The 15,001-nt window shown below is 59.2% G+C and carries 14 protein-coding genes; all 14 read left to right on the top strand.

Going from position 1 to position 15,001, the window contains the following annotated elements:
• Positions 1-69: 69 nt before the first annotated feature.
• The 14 genes from DES53_RS31640 to DES53_RS31705 all read left to right on the top strand — a co-directional run bounded on the left by DES53_RS31640 (position 70) and on the right by DES53_RS31705 (position 14,916).
• Positions 70-1,344 carry a cation:proton antiporter gene (locus DES53_RS31640; protein ID WP_113962347.1) on the top strand — a complete coding sequence of 425 codons (1,275 nt, stop codon included), beginning with the start codon at positions 70-72 and terminating at the stop codon, positions 1,342-1,344.
• A complete protein-coding gene (locus tag DES53_RS31645) occupies positions 1,341-2,150 on the top strand; it encodes a transporter (RefSeq protein ID WP_113962348.1) in 810 nt (269 codons plus the stop codon). Before DES53_RS31640 ends, DES53_RS31645 begins: the two co-directional genes overlap by 4 nt.
• 23 nt (positions 2,151-2,173) lie before the next feature.
• Positions 2,174-3,598 (top strand): DUF1254 domain-containing protein, encoded by a 1,425-nt coding sequence (locus tag DES53_RS31650; RefSeq protein ID WP_113962349.1) that lies wholly within the window; start codon positions 2,174-2,176, stop codon positions 3,596-3,598.
• A gap of 50 nt (positions 3,599-3,648) precedes the next feature.
• The gene (locus DES53_RS31655; RefSeq protein WP_113962350.1) at positions 3,649-5,067 is read left to right on the top strand and encodes a DUF1254 domain-containing protein; all 1,419 of its coding nucleotides are present in this window, start codon (positions 3,649-3,651) and stop codon (positions 5,065-5,067) included.
• A 30-nt stretch (positions 5,068-5,097) separates the two neighbouring features.
• Positions 5,098-6,126, top strand: coding sequence for a DUF1254 domain-containing protein (locus tag DES53_RS31660; protein ID WP_113962351.1), 1,029 nt, complete (start codon positions 5,098-5,100; stop codon positions 6,124-6,126).
• Positions 6,127-6,152: 26 nt separating this feature from the next.
• Positions 6,153-6,548 (top strand): hypothetical protein, encoded by a 396-nt coding sequence (locus tag DES53_RS31665; RefSeq protein ID WP_147263753.1) that lies wholly within the window; start codon positions 6,153-6,155, stop codon positions 6,546-6,548.
• 49 nt (positions 6,549-6,597) lie between these two features.
• Positions 6,598-7,581 (top strand): HAD family hydrolase, encoded by a 984-nt coding sequence (locus DES53_RS31670; RefSeq protein ID WP_113962353.1) that lies wholly within the window; start codon positions 6,598-6,600, stop codon positions 7,579-7,581.
• 146 nt (positions 7,582-7,727) lie between these two features.
• A complete protein-coding gene (locus tag DES53_RS31675; protein WP_147263754.1) occupies positions 7,728-8,999 on the top strand; it encodes a hypothetical protein in 1,272 nt (423 codons plus the stop codon).
• A 108-nt stretch (positions 9,000-9,107) separates the two neighbouring features.
• Positions 9,108-9,980 (top strand): KPN_02809 family neutral zinc metallopeptidase, encoded by an 873-nt coding sequence (gene ypfJ, locus DES53_RS31680; RefSeq protein WP_113962355.1) that lies wholly within the window; start codon positions 9,108-9,110, stop codon positions 9,978-9,980.
• A gap of 61 nt (positions 9,981-10,041) precedes the next feature.
• Positions 10,042-10,470, top strand: a complete 429-nt coding sequence (locus DES53_RS31685) for a hypothetical protein (protein WP_113962356.1) — start codon at positions 10,042-10,044, stop codon at positions 10,468-10,470.
• A 48-nt stretch (positions 10,471-10,518) separates the two neighbouring features.
• The gene (locus DES53_RS31690) at positions 10,519-11,085 is read left to right on the top strand and encodes an HdeD family acid-resistance protein (protein WP_113962357.1); all 567 of its coding nucleotides are present in this window, start codon (positions 10,519-10,521) and stop codon (positions 11,083-11,085) included.
• An 80-nt stretch (positions 11,086-11,165) separates the two neighbouring features.
• Positions 11,166-12,707, top strand: a complete 1,542-nt coding sequence (locus DES53_RS31695) for an arylsulfatase (protein ID WP_211325766.1) — start codon at positions 11,166-11,168, stop codon at positions 12,705-12,707.
• 134 nt (positions 12,708-12,841) lie between these two features.
• Positions 12,842-13,279: a hypothetical protein gene (locus tag DES53_RS31700; RefSeq protein ID WP_113962359.1), complete on the top strand. Its 438-nt coding sequence runs from the start codon at positions 12,842-12,844 to the stop codon at positions 13,277-13,279.
• 80 nt (positions 13,280-13,359) lie between these two features.
• Positions 13,360-14,916 (top strand): arylsulfatase, encoded by a 1,557-nt coding sequence (locus DES53_RS31705; RefSeq protein WP_113962360.1) that lies wholly within the window; start codon positions 13,360-13,362, stop codon positions 14,914-14,916.
• Positions 14,917-15,001 lie beyond the last annotated feature (85 nt).

Below are 15,001 nucleotides of genomic sequence, written 5' to 3' on the forward strand. Positions count from 1 at the left end.
CATCGCGGGACGCCTCACCGGAGGCGTCCCGCACCGCTTCCCTCGCTCTGATACATCCCGTGCTTCATCATGTTTGAAGGCGTCACCATCCTTACCACCTTTGCCATCGCCATGACCATGGTCGTGCTGATGCCGAAGCTCATGGAGAGGCTGCGCCTGCCGGCGATTCTTGGCTTCATCATCGCCGGGTTTCTGCTGGGTCCGGCGGCCATGGGCCTCATCAAGGAGGATGGCCCGGTCATCTACCTGCTCGCGGAGTTGGGGAAACTGCTCTTCATGTTCTTCGTGGGCTTCGAGATCGATCTCGATGACTTCAAGAAGACACGCACACGGTCGATCACGTTCGGCGTGCTGACCTTCATCCTGCCCTTTGCCGCCGGGGTGTTGGTGGGCAGGCTCACAGGGTTTGGTTGGAATGCATCCCTGCTCATCGGCTCGATCATCGCGTCGCACACGCTGCTCGCCTTTCCCATCCTGCAGAAGCTGGGTCTCACGCAGCATCCCACGGTGCTCATGGTCGTGGGCGGCACCATCTTCACGGACATCGCCTCCATGCTCGTGCTGGCGGTGACGGTGAGCGTGCACCTCACCGGCTTCTCCTGGAGCTTTCTCGGGAAGGAGATGCTGGAGCTCGCCATCTTTGTGCCGCTCATCCTGTTTGGCGCGGGCAATCTCGCGCGCAAGGCCATCATCCGCTACGGGCAGAAGCCCGAGCTGCGCGTGACCATCATGCTGGTGGTGATTGTGGTGTGCGCGGAGGGCGCGCGCATCATCAACCTTGAGGGCATCGTGGGCGCCTTCCTCGCAGGTATTGCCGTGAAGCGCGCGGTGCGTGGGAAGTTCGCCGTGGAGCAGTTGGAAGTCACCTCGCAGGCACTCTTCATCCCCGCCTTCTTCCTCACCACCGGCTTCCTCGTGGATCCCGTAGTGCTGAAGCAGTCCATCACGGAGAGCCCCGGCATGACCTTCGGCATGCTGGCGGGTGTGCTTGCCGGGAAGACAGTCGCGGCCTTGCTCACCGGCCTCATCTTCCGGCAGTCACGCCCAGAGATGGGAACGGTCGCGAGCCTCTCCTTCCCCCAGATGGCAGCCACGCTGGCTTCTGCCGTGGTGGGTTATCAATGCATCAACAGCCAGGGCGTACGCCTGCTGGATGCCACCTTTGTAAATGCCTCGGTGCTCATCGTCATCGTCACCTGCGTGCTCGGCCCTATCCTTACGGAGCGCTATGCGAAGCAGATGCGGCAGGATGCGACGGCTGAGGCGAAAACTTCATCGGCGTCAGAATCAGAGGTCGCCGTTGCGCCGGACGTAGCGACTGAAAGGAGGTCGCTGTGCTCATGAAACGCGCACACACTCTGCTGATTCCTGCACTGCTTGGGCTGGCCATGGGCTTGTGCGTGCCTACTTCGCGCGCTGCGGATCCTGAAGCTTCCAAGCATGATCTCGCCAAGGAACTGAAGAATCCCGTGAGCAGCCTCACGCTGCTGCCCCTCCAGTTCAATGTGGAGGTCGGCGCCGGGGAGGGGCATCCCGTGGGCACCACGCTGAACATCGAGCCGGTGGTGCCCTTCAAACTCAATGAAGACTGGCGCGTCATCACCCGAGTGGTGGCACCCGTGGTGTATCAGGAATCATCCATTCCAGGATTCGACGATGCCTTTGGCCTCAGTGACATCGAGCTGAGCCTCTTCCTAGCCCCGGTGAAGAAGGACGGAGACAGCCTGGTGTGGGGCGTGGGCCCCATCTTCGAGTTCCCCACCACCACGGACCCGCTGCTGGGGCCGGAGAAGTGGGGCTTCGGCCCCACCGTGGTATTGGTGAAGCAGACGGGCTGCTGGACCTTTGGCCTGCTGCTCAATCACCTCTGGTCCGTCGGGGGCGCGGGTCCACAGGATGTAAGTGCCTCCTTCATCGACGCGTGGATGAGCTACACCTGGCGCAGCGGCTTCGCGGTGAATCTGGAGAGCGAGACCACTTATGACTGGGAAGACTCGCAAGCGACCATTCCCATCCGTGCCGGCGTGAGCCAGCTCGTCACCCTCGGCAGCCAGCCCATCCAGTTCAATCTCGATGGCCTCTACTTCTTCGAGCACGCCCCGGAAGGTCCCGAGTGGGGTGTGAGCTTCACGGTCACTTTTGTTTTCTAGGATCTGAATTCCACACATCACGCATGTTTATGAAACACATCACACATCGGCTGCACACGCTCATCCTCGCAGCCACGACGACAGCTCTGGGCACCGCAGCCTTCGCTGAGGAATTCTCTCCTGAAGAACTCCAGAAGCGCGCCATCCATCGTCGTGCCGTCGAGGCCGTCATCTGGGGCATGCCTGCCGTGAACTACGAGCGCATGCTACAGGCGACCATCGACAACGGCGGGAAGCTGAACCAGGTCGTCTACTGGTCGCGACCGGTGAATTCGAAGAACCAGACGCTCACGCCGAATCCGGATACGATCTACCTGAATCCCTTCTATGACACCTCGAAGGGCCCGGTGGTGGTGGAGATTCCGCCAGCTGATGAAAACAATGTGATTGTGGGCAGCTTCGATGTCTCGTGGCAGAACGCGCTCGCAGACGTGGGCCCTGCTGGCGAGGACAAGGGGAAGGGCGCGAAGTATCTGCTCCTGCCGCCGGGATACAAGGAGAGCCCTCCCGAAGGGTACATCGTGCTGCAGTCTGAGACCTATCGCGGCTTCGTGATCCTGCGATCGAACTTCAAGAGCCGCAGCGACGCGGACATCAAGTCCGCCGTGGAACACGGAAAGAAGGTGAAGGTCTACCCACTGGGGGGCGATCCAAACTCGACGGTCTTCGTGGATGCCAATGACAAGCCGTTCGACGCGACGATTCCGTACGACGCGACGTTCTTCGAGTACCTCGACCGCTTCGTGCAGGCAGAGCCCTGGCTCACACGCGACAAGGCGATGATCAATCCTCTCAAGACGATCGGCATCGAAAAGGGCAAGCCTTTCAAGCCAGACGCGAAGACGAAAGAGATTCTCGAGAGTGCGGTGCGGGAAGCCCACAGCGTGATAGCGCTGCAATATGAGAATGGTTTTGGCACGCCGTTCTTCGAAGGGACACACTGGGGCCTCCCCATCCCGGAGGATACCCGGGATGGATTGGGCAACAAGTTCGCCGACCCAAACCACTACGGCGTCGATGGCAGGGCGGTCATGTACCACATGGCCTACTTCAGCCCCAAGGTCTTGGGTGCGGGCCAGTTTTATCTCATGAATCCCTTCGACCAAGCAGGCAAATCGCTGGAAGGGAGCAAGACCTATCGCCTCACCGTTCCGCCGAATGCGCCCATCGAGCAATACTGGTCCGTGACCGCCTATGACCGCGAGACACACGCTCTCATAGTAGGCATGTCCCGCCCCAGCCTCGCGTCGAACGACAAAGCCGTGCAGAAGAATGCGGATGGATCCACGGACGTCTACTTTGGTCCGAAGGCTCCCGCCGGAAAGGAATCCAACTGGGTGCCGACGGATCCGAAGCGGCAATTTGAACTGCTGTTCCGCCTCTACGGCCCGAAGAAGGAACTCTTCGAGAAGACCTGGAAGCTTCCCGATGTGGAGAAGGTCGAATGAGGCTTTGAACCACGCCATTTCCACACACCACAAATCAACTCCCCATCCACATGTTTCTTTCCCGCGTCCATTCCACATCCGCCGCATTGTTAGTTGCGCTGCTGGCAGTTCATGCGCCCATCACCGCATACGCGAGAGGTCCCGCTACACTCGATGAAGTGCGCTCCATCGCGAAGGAAGCGTACATCTATGGCTTCCCTTTGGTGGACAACTATCGTGTCCAGCACTCCTACTTCATCGACAAGGGGGGCAAGGAATTCAAGGCGGACTGGAATACGCTGGTGAACAACGCGCGTGTCTACACACCTGAGGACAAGGCCATCCAGACGCCGAACTCGGACACGCCGTATTCCTACGTGGGCGCGGACCTGCGAGCTGAGCCACTCGTCCTTACCGTGCCGGAGGTGGAGAAGGGGCGCTACTACTCGCTGCAGTTCATCGACGAGTACACGTTCAACTTCGCTTACGTGGGCAGTCGTGCGACTGGCAATGAGGCTGGCAGCTTCCTGCTCACCGGACCGGGCTGGAAAGGTGAGAAGCCTGCGGGCATCAAGGAGGTGATTCCCTGTGAGACACAGTTCGCCTTCATCCTGTACCGCACCCAGCTCTTCAATCCCGGGGACATCGAGAATGTGAAGAAGATTCAGGCGGGCTACAAGGTGCAGACGCTTTCGCAATTCCTCGGCCAGCCTGCTCCAGCAGCCGCGCCCGTGGTGGACTTCATCAAGCCACTCACGCCGGACCAGCAGAAGACGTCGGTGGAGTTCTTCAATGTGCTGGACTTCATTCTGCGTTTCTGCCCTGAGCATCCCTCGGAACAGATGTTGCGCTCCGAGTTCGCCAGGATTGGCCTCGGTGGTGACGACCCTTTTGATGCGGCCTCACTGAAGCCTGAGGTGCAGAAGGCCTTCGCGGAAGGCATGGCCGATGCCTGGGCTGCCTTCAAGGAACACAAGGAGAAGGAGGTTGATACAGGCAAGTCATCCAGTGCGGACGCCTTCGGCACTCGTGCATTCCTGAATGGGAACTACATGAGTCGCATGTCCGGTGCCGTGCTCGGCATCTACGGAAACTCCAAAGATGAGGCCTACTACCCGGTCTACTTCGTCGATGCTGAAAAGAACAAGCCGGATGGCAGCCATGCTTACACCATACGCTTCGCTCCGGGTCAGCTTCCCCCCGTGAATGCCTTTTGGTCGCTCACCCTGTATGAGCTGCCCGCCAGCCTGCTCCATGCGAATGCGTTGAACCGTTATCTCATCAATTCACCCATGCTGCCCGACCTGAAGAAGGACGCGGACGGCGGCATCACCCTCTACATCCAGAACGCCTCCCCCGGCGCGGAGAAAGAGGCCAACTGGCTTCCTGCCCCCAAGGGCCCCTTCTTCATGGCCATGCGACTCTACTGGCCCAAGCCCGAAGCATTGAAGGGCGAATGGAAGGCCCCGGCACTGGAGAAAAAAGACTGAAGCCAAAAATACACTGACACACTTCTATACATGCAACTCTCACAAGCATTTCTAACGCTCGGAACATCTCTGACCCTCGCCACTTTGGCTCACGCCGCAGAACCCGTCCCCGTGACCGTGGACAATTTCATCCGTGCGGAGTCCGATCTTTACTTCACCAACCTCCTGAAAGACAGCGGCGGAGTCCTTGGCAAATTCAACCACCGTCGCGAGCCAGCATCCATCGAGAAACAGACGGTCATCCGGCTGAACCGTGACACGCTTTATTCCTCCGCGCTCGTCGACTTGGATGCTGGCCCTGTGACTGTGACGTTGCCGGACGCGGGGAAACGTTTCCGGTCACTCATGCTGATCAATCAGGACCACTACGTGCCGGACGTCAGCTATGAGTCCGGGACCTACAGGGTGGACAAGGACAAGGCTGGCACGCGCTACGCCGTGATAGGCATTCGCACACTGGTGGATCCTGCCGACCCGAAAGACATCGCCGAAGTGCACGCGTTGCAGGATGCTTTGAAAATCGAGCAGCCTGGTGGCCCGGGAAAATTTGAGGTGCCGCAGTGGGATCCGGTGAGTCAGAAGAAGGTACGGGATGCGCTGCTGGTACTCGGATCCACCATGCCGGACTTCAAGAAGGCCTTCGGCACGAAGGAGACCGTGGACCCCATCCGCCATTTGCTGGGCAGCGCCATGGGCTGGGGTGGCAATCCCGACAAGGATGCGGTGTATCTCAATATCACGCCGAAGCTGAATGATGGTGAAACGGTGTACAAACTCGTGGTGAAGGACGTGCCGGTCGAGTCCTTCTGGTCGGTGAGCGTGTACAATGCTGAGGGCTACTACCAGAAGAACGAACAGAACGCCTACACCATCAACAGCATCACGGGGAAGAAGGGCGCGGATGGTTCCATCACCATCCAGTTCGGTGGGTACGACGGCAAGACGCCCAACTGCATTCCCATCACCAAGGGCTGGAACTACACCGTGCGTCTCTACCGCCCCAAGAAGGAAATCCTCGACGGCACCTGGACTTTTCCCGAGCCGCAGCCGGTGAAGTGAAACCATAACTGCAATCCATCACAACCATGAAGCTGCCGAGCAGAAACCTAGTCCTCCTCGCAAGCATGCTCTGCGCCTGTGGTTTGGTGACCACAGGCGTCGCAGAGGAGAAGGCCGCCGCGCCTCCCAAGGACATCGCTTGCAGCAAGCTGGAGTACAAGGATCTGCACGGCAGCTATGTGTACACCTTTGCGAAGGACGGCTCCTACACCTTTGCTGCCGTGCACCAGAGCGGCAAGTCGGAGGGCGAACAGAAGGGCACCTACAAGTACGCCGTGACGCCGCCTGACAAAGCGAAGCTCAATCTCGACAAGGACACGGTGATCACCCTGACCTTCGAAGCACCGCTGAAGGGCAAGCTCACCGTCGATGACGATGTGCGTCCCCATGCCTTCACCATCACACCGGGGAAGAATCCCTGACTTCAAGCTGCACACACGCTCGCGCCAAACCTCAGCCCATGTTTCCATCATGAAGAATCCCATCCACTTGATGCCACTCATCCTGGTGGCGTGGTCCATGCAGGCAGGAGCTGCGGACCCGCTTCCCTCCTGGAACGACACTTCGCCGAAGAAGGCCATCATCGCCTTCGTGGAAAAGGTGACGAAGGAAGGCTCTGCCGACTTCGTGCCAGTGCCGGAACGCATCGCGGTGTTCGACAATGACGGCACGCTCTGGACGGAGCTGCCGGAGTATTTCCAGGGCATTTTCGTCAATGATCGGATCAAGGCCATGGCTCCGCAGCATCCCGAATGGAAAACGGAGGAGCCCTACGCCTCCATCCTGAAGGGTGATGTGAAGAAGGCACTGGCCGGTGGAGAGAAAGCTCTTCTGGACCTGGTCATGGCCACCCATGCAGGGATGACCACGGACGAGTTCGACAAACAGGTCACCGACTGGCTCGCGACGGCGAAGCATCCCAAAACAGGAAGACCCTTTACCGAGATGGTCTTCCAGCCGATGCTGGAGCTGCTCGACTATCTGCGCGCGAATGGCTTCAAGACCTTCATCGTTTCCGGGGGTGGCATTGAGTTCATGCGTCCCTGGACGGAGAAGGTGTACGGCATCCCCCCGGAGCAGGTGGTGGGCTCCACCGGTGGCCTGAAGTACGAACTGCGTGACGGAAAGCCCGTGATTGTGAAGACACCGTCGCTTGTGCTCAACGATGACAAGGAGGGCAAGCCCGTGGGCATCCAGCGCCACATCGGCCGCCGACCGATCTTCGCTGCGGGGAACTCCGATGGGGACTTCCAGATGCTGGAGTGGACCACCACCGGCAGCGGAGCGCGCTTCGGCCTCATCGTGCATCACACGGATGCAGAGCGCGAGTGCGCCTACGACCGCAAGTCCCCCTTCGGCAAACTCGACAAAGGTCTCGATGAAGCACCCAAACGCGGCTGGACCCTGGTGAACATGAAGGACGACTGGGCCGCCATCTATCCGGAAAAGAAATAGCACCAACTTTACTTCTCCAAACTCTTCTCATGAAGCTGCACCCCTTTCTAACCGCGAGCATAGCCGCGTTGGCGGCATGCCATACATCGGTAACTCACGCTCAAGGTCCACTGCCGCCACCGGTCAGTCCTGCGTCAGCGCCATCCGTGGCTCCCGCTGCACAGCCCGCAGTGCCCACACCCGCGCCCACTACCGTGACGGGACGCGCTGCCAGTGCCGCCGCTGGTGGGTATGAGAATACGGTCACCCTCTCGGCGAGTCAGTTGCTACAGCCCGTCTTCATGGCGGGGCAGCTCTTCCGCGTACGCGAGCTGGTGGGCAATGACTGGGGCATTTGCAACTACACGATCGACTCTCCCTTGTATGGCACCTTCTTGGCACACGGGAACAACCAGCTTCTGGATCGCATCACGGAACTCAGTGCCCTACAGCGCATGGATGTCGTGACGAGGACCAAGGACTATGCAGATGCGGTGGAGGATGCCGCCGATGAGGAAGAGGACATCGCGGACGATGCGCCCGATCGCCAGGTGGATTCCATCGAGGATGCGCCCAGCAGCGGGATCGGGAAATTCTTCCACCGCATTGGAAAGGATGTGAAGAAGGGCTTCAAGGAAGGCGAGGCCAACATCTACAGCAGCAAGACGCAGAAGACCGGCGCCCGGGTGGCGGCGGCCAAGCGGGATCTTTGTCGCAAGCTGGGTCTCAACCCCTACTCCTCCAATGCCATCCTCCAAGCGCGGCTCGATGGCATGAGCCGGGTGATGGGCTTTGCCAAAGTGAGCTTCCAGTTGGGTGCGGAGTCTGCGGATCCTGTGGTGGCCGCCGTGAATGCCAATCGCGGGACCATCCCTCCTGCCATGGCGGATCTGGTCTATGGAAAAGGTCCGGCGGAGATTCGCGCGGACAATCAAGCGATGCTGCAACAGTTGGGCGTGGGTCCGGTGGATGCCGCAGGCTTCTGTGCTTCACCGGCCTTTTCACCCTGGTATCAAACGCAGTTTGTCGTCGCTCTTCGAGCGCTGATGGGCGTGTCGGGACTGGATGTCCTGGTGCGTGACGCGGCCACGGTATCGACAGTGGAGACGGATGCCATCTTCTACGCGGAGACGGCGCAATTGATGGCACAACTGAAAGCGCAGCAGTGGCCGATTGCCCGAATCGACCTGCACAACAACCTGCCCTACTGCGTGTTGCAGGATGGCTCCGTACTCCTGGCACTGCACTGGGACTACGCCAGCTGGACGGACATGTCTGACAAGGCCGCACAGTGGCTGCAGACACTGCAGGTGAATGGGAAAAAGCCCACCACGATCACGATCGCCATCACCGGTGTGGCTTCCCCGCGTTGCCGTCAGGAGCTGGAGAAGCGGGGCTTCCGTCTGCTCGATCGCCAGAACAAGGGTCCGATGAACTGAAGCTCCCTTCTCTGCAGCACCCACATTGACATCTTCAACAAACCCCGAACTGAATCCCCCAAGTGAACTGATTCAAACCGCAAACCCATACCGCAGGAGGACACCGCCATGGACTGGGAAAAAGGTGAAGAAAGCTCGAATCTGGAAGACCGTCGCCGCGTGAGGCCCAAGGCAGCCGTGGGGGGAGGCTTGGGGCTGCTGGCGATCCTGGCCATCGGTTATTTCCTTGGGGTGGATCCGAATCAGCTCGGCCAGCTCATGGAGGGAGTGCAGGTGGGGCAGGGTGGAGGGAGTACAGAGGTGCAGGGGCCAGTCACGCCCGAGGAGGAGCGCAGCCGGAGATTCGCGGCGACCATCCTGGGCTTCACAGAGAAGGTTTGGGAGCAGCAGTTCCAGACCATTGGTCAGCAGTACAAGGCACCGCGCATGGTGCTCTTCACGGAGCGTGTACAAACAGGATGTGGATTGGCGCCTGCAGCAGTGGGCCCCTTCTACTGCCCTGCGGATCAGACGGTGTATCTGGATCCTTCATTCTTTGATGAGCTGCAGCAGAAGCTCGGTGGTTCTGCTGCAGACTTCTCTCAGGCATATGTGATCGCCCATGAGGTGGGGCACCATGTGCAAAACTTGCTTGGCTACAGTGATCTGGTGGACCAGAAGCGGCAAACGATGCCGGAGGCGGAGTTCAACCGCTGGTCCGTGCGGCTGGAACTGCAGGCGGACTACCTCGCTGGTGTGTGGACGCATTACGGGCAGCAGCAATTCAACTTCATCGAACAGGGAGATGTGGAATCCGCCATTCAATCCGCCAACGCCATCGGGGACGATCGGCTGCAGAAACGCGCGGGCGGATTCAGCTCTCCTGAGAAGTACACGCATGGCACCTCAGCACAGCGTGTGAAGTGGTTCCTCCAGGGATTCAAGACCGGGGACATGCGCATGCTCAAGCGGATGTTCGAGATGCCCTATGAGGACCTGTAGCTGCGATGCCCCCGCGCATGAAGGAAACCCAAACGAAAATCGAGCCACAACATTGAACACCATGAAAACGATCCACTTTGCACCCATCATCGCATGCCTTCTGAGCATGTGCTGTCTGACGGGCCTGACCGGCTGCGCCAGCATGGATTCATCCAACCAGACGTCACTGCTCTCGGCCGCCGGCTTCCGCGTGAAGACTCCGCAGACTCCGAAGCAACTGGAGGTGTACGCCGCAGCGCCTTCGTACAAGGTGCATCGAGCCACCGTGGATGGGAGGACCTTCTACGCGTACAAGGATGAGAAGAACGGCGTGGCCTACGTGGGTGGCGAGGCGGAGTACCAGAAGTACCAGCAACTCGCGACCCAGAAGAAGATTGCGCAGGACTACTACATGGCCGCGCAGATGAACCAGACCATGGCCATGAACTGGTACGGCGCCTGGGGCTACGGCGGCTACCGCTACGGACGTCCCGGCATGTTCTGGTACTGAACGCACCGCACGTCATCTGCTCATCATTCCATCTCACATCCTGATGTCATGAAAGCGACACTGCTGCATCAGCTCGCGCAGAGCTGGGGTTGGATCCTCCTCCGGGGTATCCTGGCGATCCTGTTCGGGTTTATGGCCTTCGCGTGGCCGCTCATCACGCTGCAGGTGCTGGTGATCCTGTACGGCGCTTATGTGTTCATTGATGGCGTCTCCGCTGTCATCGCTGCCATCGCCGGAGGCACCGTGGTGCCGCGGTGGTGGCTGGCGATGATCGGGGCATTTGGCATCATCGCCGGACTCGCGGTCTTCTTCTGGCCCGGCATCACCGCACTGGTGCTGCTCATCTTCATTGGTGTCACGTCTATTGTGCGCGGCATTTTTGAGATCATCGGGGCCATCGCCCTCCGGAAGGAGATCTCCAATGAGTGGATGCTCGCGCTGAGTGGCGTCGCGTCCGTGGGATTCGGAGTGATCATGGTGCTGTTCCCCGGTAGCGGGGCCATCGCCATGGTCTGGGTCATTGCAGTCTACGCAGTTGCCTTTGGGCTGCTGCTTACTGGTCTCGCTCTCCGTCTTCGCAAACACGCTCACGGCGGCCGCCCGCAGCCCGCATGACCAATTTCAGTCAAGAAAGCCAAGTAGAACAAAACGCTATGAAACGATACTTGAAACTGATTCCAGCATTCTTGCTGGCGATGGGACTAGTCGCGCCAGGAATCACTTCTGGGCAGACTGGTGGAAAGAAGAAACCGAACATCCTGGTCATCTTCGGGGATGACATCGGCATCCCGCAGATCAGCGCCTATACACAGGGGTTGATGGGATACCGGACTCCGAACATCGACCGCATTGCGAAAGAGGGCGCGCTCTTCACCGACTCGTACGGCCAACAGAGCTGCACGGCGGGACGAGCATCGTTCATCCTGGGGCAGGAACCCTTCCGCACTGGCCTTCTGACCATCGGCATGCCGGGGGATCCACACGGCATCCCACCGTGGACGCCGACCATCGCGGACCTGCTGAAAGAGCAAGGTTATGCGACCGGTCAGTACGGGAAGAACCATCTCGGAGACCGCGATGAACACCTTCCCACGAAGCATGGGTTTGATGAGTTCTTCGGCAATCTCTACCACTTGAATGCCGAGGAAGAACCTGAAGGTTACTTCTATCCGAAGGATCCCGAGTTCAAAAAGAAGTTCGGCCCGCGTGGCGTCATCAAAGTCGGTGCGGATGGCAAGCAGGAGGACACCGGTCCCCTGAATACCGCCCGCATGCCCACGGTGGACGAGGAGTTCCTCGGAGGCGCGAAGGACTTCATCCAGCGCCAGGTGAAGGCAGAGAAGCCTTTCTTCTGCTGGTTCAACTCTACGCGTATGCACATCTTCACGCACCTGAAGAAGGAATCGCTCGGGAAGACTGGTAAAGGCATCCATGCGGACGGTATGGTGGAGCATGATGGGCACGTGGGACAACTCCTCGACCTCCTCGACGATCTGAAGATCACGGAAAACACCATCGTGGTCTACACGACAGACAACGGCGCGGAACTCGCCCTCTGGCCCGACGGCGCCATGACCATGTTCCACGGGGAAAAGGGCACCACCTGGGAGGGTGGCATGCGCATTCCCATGATGGTTCGCTGGCCGGGCGTGGTGAAGCCGGGGACGGTGTACAATGACATCATCTCCCTCATCGACTGGGCGCCCACGCTGCTCGCAGCCGCTGGCGTGCCGGATGTGAAGGAGAAGCTGGCCAAGGGCTACAAGGCCAATGGCAAGGACTTCAAGGTGCACCTCGATGGCTACAACTTCATGCCCTACTTCGAGGGCAAGGAGCCGAAAGGTCCGCGTGATTCCATCATGTACTTCGATCAGGGCGGCAATCTCAATGCGCTGCGCTGGAACGATTGGAAGCTGAGCTTCGCTGTGGCCCATGGCAACATCGCCACCGGCGTGCGTGAGACACCCGCCTGGTCGCTCATCGCCAACCTGCGTATGGATCCGTACGAGCGTGGTCTTGAGGAGGGCGGGGGAGCGGTGGAATTCCTCGGACGCAACATGTGGTTGATCGTGCCCGTGCAGGCAAAGATCAAAGAGTTCTTCTCGGACTTCGAGCAGTTCCCCTTCCAGACTGGTTCAACGCTGAACCCTGCGGGCATCAACTACGGACTGCTGAGGCAACAGGATGCCATGAAGCGGCTGAAAGACCTCGAAGGCATGAGCAGGCCTGCAAATTGAAACAACGCACACGCAAGTGTGCGAACCGCGCCACCGATGGCCCGGACATTGGCGGCGCTATGAAGTTAGTCGCGGGGAGAGGAGAACGCAAAACTCTCCTCTCCCTGCTGAAATGGAATCTATCCGCTGCTCACATGCTCTCTGAGGAACTTGAACAACGTTTCCCGTACGCGCGCTACCACTCGGACCATCGCCTGGTGACGTGGTTTCCGGAGGGTGCGTTGACGGATGAACGCGCGGATCAGATTGTACATTTTCTGGAGCTGGCGGAAATGGAAGAGGGTCAATCATTCGACCGCTACACGGACATGACCGGCCACACGCGGATCCAGATCAGCCTCGATCACGTGGTTCGCATCGCCCGGCGGCGGCTGCGATACCCAGGCCCGCCGGTGAAGTCGGCATTCTACGCGACACGCACCATCAGTCTGAGCGTCGCGCGCATGTATGCGGAGTTGATGGAAGGCTCGCGCATCCAGGTGCGCACCTTTCGCGAACGGGCCGCCGCGGCAGACTGGCTCAGTGTTCCGGTAGCCATTCTGAACGCCCCCATCGACCTAGTCCCGGTGTGAAGACCCGCATGCCTCGATGGCCTTCCGCCAACAATTCATCCCGTCAATTTGTGAGTCAACACCCGTGCACCATACATCCTATGAAACGATACTTGAAACTAGCGCCGGTATTCTTACTGGCTGTGGGACTGCTTGCACCGAGCTTCGCCTCAGGGCAGGGCGGTGATAAGGGCAAACCGAACATCCTGGTTATCTTCGGTGATGACATCGGGCAATCGAACATCAGTGCGTACAGTCGTGGACTGATGGGATTCACCACGCCGAACATTGACCGCATCGGCAATGAGGGCGGTGTGTTTGTGAACTACTACGGTCAGCAGAGCTGCACCGCAGGCCGTGCCGCTTTCATCCTTGGCCAGTGCCCTTTCCGTACCGGTCTCACGAAGGTGGGTCTCCCCGGCGCAGCGGTGGGCTTGCAGAAGGAAGATCCGACTATCGCGGAGTTCCTGAAGCCACTCGGGTACATGACGGGACAATTCGGAAAGAACCATTTGGGCGACCGGGATGAGTTCCTTCCAACGAATCATGGTTTCGACGAGTTCTTTGGCAATCTCTACCACCTCAACGCTGAGGAGGAACCGGAGAACCCCGACTATCCAAAGGACCCGGAATTCAAGAAGAAGTTCGGACCACGCGGCGTGCTCAAGTGCACGGCCGATGGAAAGATTGAAGACACCGGCCCGCTCACCAAGAAGCGCATGGAAACCGTGGATGAGGAGTTCCTCGCTGGCGCGAAGGACTTCATCGACCGCAGTCACAAGGCAGGGAAACCCTTCTTCTGCTGGTACAACTCGACGCGGATGCACATCTTCACCCACCTCAAACCCGCGTCCGTGGGCAAGACGAATGCGGGACTTCAAGGGGATGGCATGGTTGAGCACGACGGGATGGTTGGCGAATTGCTCAAGCAGCTTGATGAGCTCAAGATCGCGGACAATACCATCGTGGTCTACACCACCGACAATGGTGCGATGAAGAGTATGTGGCCCGATGGCGGTGCGTCACCGTTCCGTTCCGAAAAGGATACAAACTGGGAAGGTGCCTTCCGTGTGCCCGCGCTCATCCGCTGGCCGGGTAAGATCAAGCCGGGGACGAACTTCACCGGCCTCTTCAGTGCGGAAGACTGGCTGACAACCCTGGTGGCTGCGGCAGGGGGCGATCCGAATCTGCGTGAAAGTGCCACCAAGGGAGTCACCGCTGGGAACAAGACCTTCAAGGTGCATCTCGATGGCTACAACCAGCTCGATTACCTGACCGGGAAGTCTGAGAAGAGTGCCCGCCCGGAGTTCTTTTACTTCAGCGATGACGGTGATCTGATGGCGTACCGTGATGAACGGTTCAAGTACGCCTACCAATTGCAGCGTGCCGTCGGCGTGCAGGTATGGATTGATCCTCTCACGACTCTGCGCACTCCGCAGATCATCGACCTCCATACGGATCCGTACGAATACGCCATCGACGGCTCGGCCTACTACGACAACTTCATGGTGACCCACGCATTCCTGCTATTACCGTCGGCATCAAAAGTCGCGGCGTATCTGCAGACCTACAAGGACTTCCCGCCGCGTCAGCGTCCGGCCTCCTTCTCGGTCGACCAGATTCTTGAGAAGCTGGAGGCGGGGAACAAGGGCAAGTGATGGTGTGAGTTTTGCGGGGGTTCCATCTCATCGTCCTCGACGGTATTTGCTGTCGAGGACGAGAGGAGTGAGGAGACAAGAAGCA

Source organism: Roseimicrobium gellanilyticum, assembly GCF_003315205.1.
In the GTDB taxonomy this organism is placed as follows: Bacteria; Verrucomicrobiota; Verrucomicrobiia; order Verrucomicrobiales; family Verrucomicrobiaceae; genus Roseimicrobium; species Roseimicrobium gellanilyticum.

What these genes read in the sequence shown, in the direction of transcription:
- DES53_RS31640 (WP_113962347.1), top strand. Translation starts at nt 70, where the DNA reads ATGTTTGAAGGCGTCACCATCCTTACCACCTTTGCCATCGCCATGACC.
- DES53_RS31645 (WP_113962348.1), top strand. Translation starts at nt 1,341, where the DNA reads ATGAAACGCGCACACACTCTGCTGATTCCTGCACTGCTTGGGCTGGCC.
- DES53_RS31650 (WP_113962349.1), top strand. Translation starts at nt 2,174, where the DNA reads ATGTTTATGAAACACATCACACATCGGCTGCACACGCTCATCCTCGCA.
- DES53_RS31655 (WP_113962350.1), top strand. Translation starts at nt 3,649, where the DNA reads ATGTTTCTTTCCCGCGTCCATTCCACATCCGCCGCATTGTTAGTTGCG.
- DES53_RS31660 (WP_113962351.1), top strand. Translation starts at nt 5,098, where the DNA reads ATGCAACTCTCACAAGCATTTCTAACGCTCGGAACATCTCTGACCCTC.
- DES53_RS31665 (WP_147263753.1), top strand. Translation starts at nt 6,153, where the DNA reads ATGAAGCTGCCGAGCAGAAACCTAGTCCTCCTCGCAAGCATGCTCTGC.
- DES53_RS31670 (WP_113962353.1), top strand. Translation starts at nt 6,598, where the DNA reads ATGAAGAATCCCATCCACTTGATGCCACTCATCCTGGTGGCGTGGTCC.
- ypfJ (WP_113962355.1), top strand. Translation starts at nt 9,108, where the DNA reads ATGGACTGGGAAAAAGGTGAAGAAAGCTCGAATCTGGAAGACCGTCGC.
- DES53_RS31685 (WP_113962356.1), top strand. Translation starts at nt 10,042, where the DNA reads ATGAAAACGATCCACTTTGCACCCATCATCGCATGCCTTCTGAGCATG.
- DES53_RS31690 (WP_113962357.1), top strand. Translation starts at nt 10,519, where the DNA reads ATGAAAGCGACACTGCTGCATCAGCTCGCGCAGAGCTGGGGTTGGATC.
- DES53_RS31695 (WP_211325766.1), top strand. Translation starts at nt 11,166, where the DNA reads ATGGGACTAGTCGCGCCAGGAATCACTTCTGGGCAGACTGGTGGAAAG.
- DES53_RS31700 (WP_113962359.1), top strand. Translation starts at nt 12,842, where the DNA reads ATGCTCTCTGAGGAACTTGAACAACGTTTCCCGTACGCGCGCTACCAC.
- DES53_RS31705 (WP_113962360.1), top strand. Translation starts at nt 13,360, where the DNA reads ATGAAACGATACTTGAAACTAGCGCCGGTATTCTTACTGGCTGTGGGA.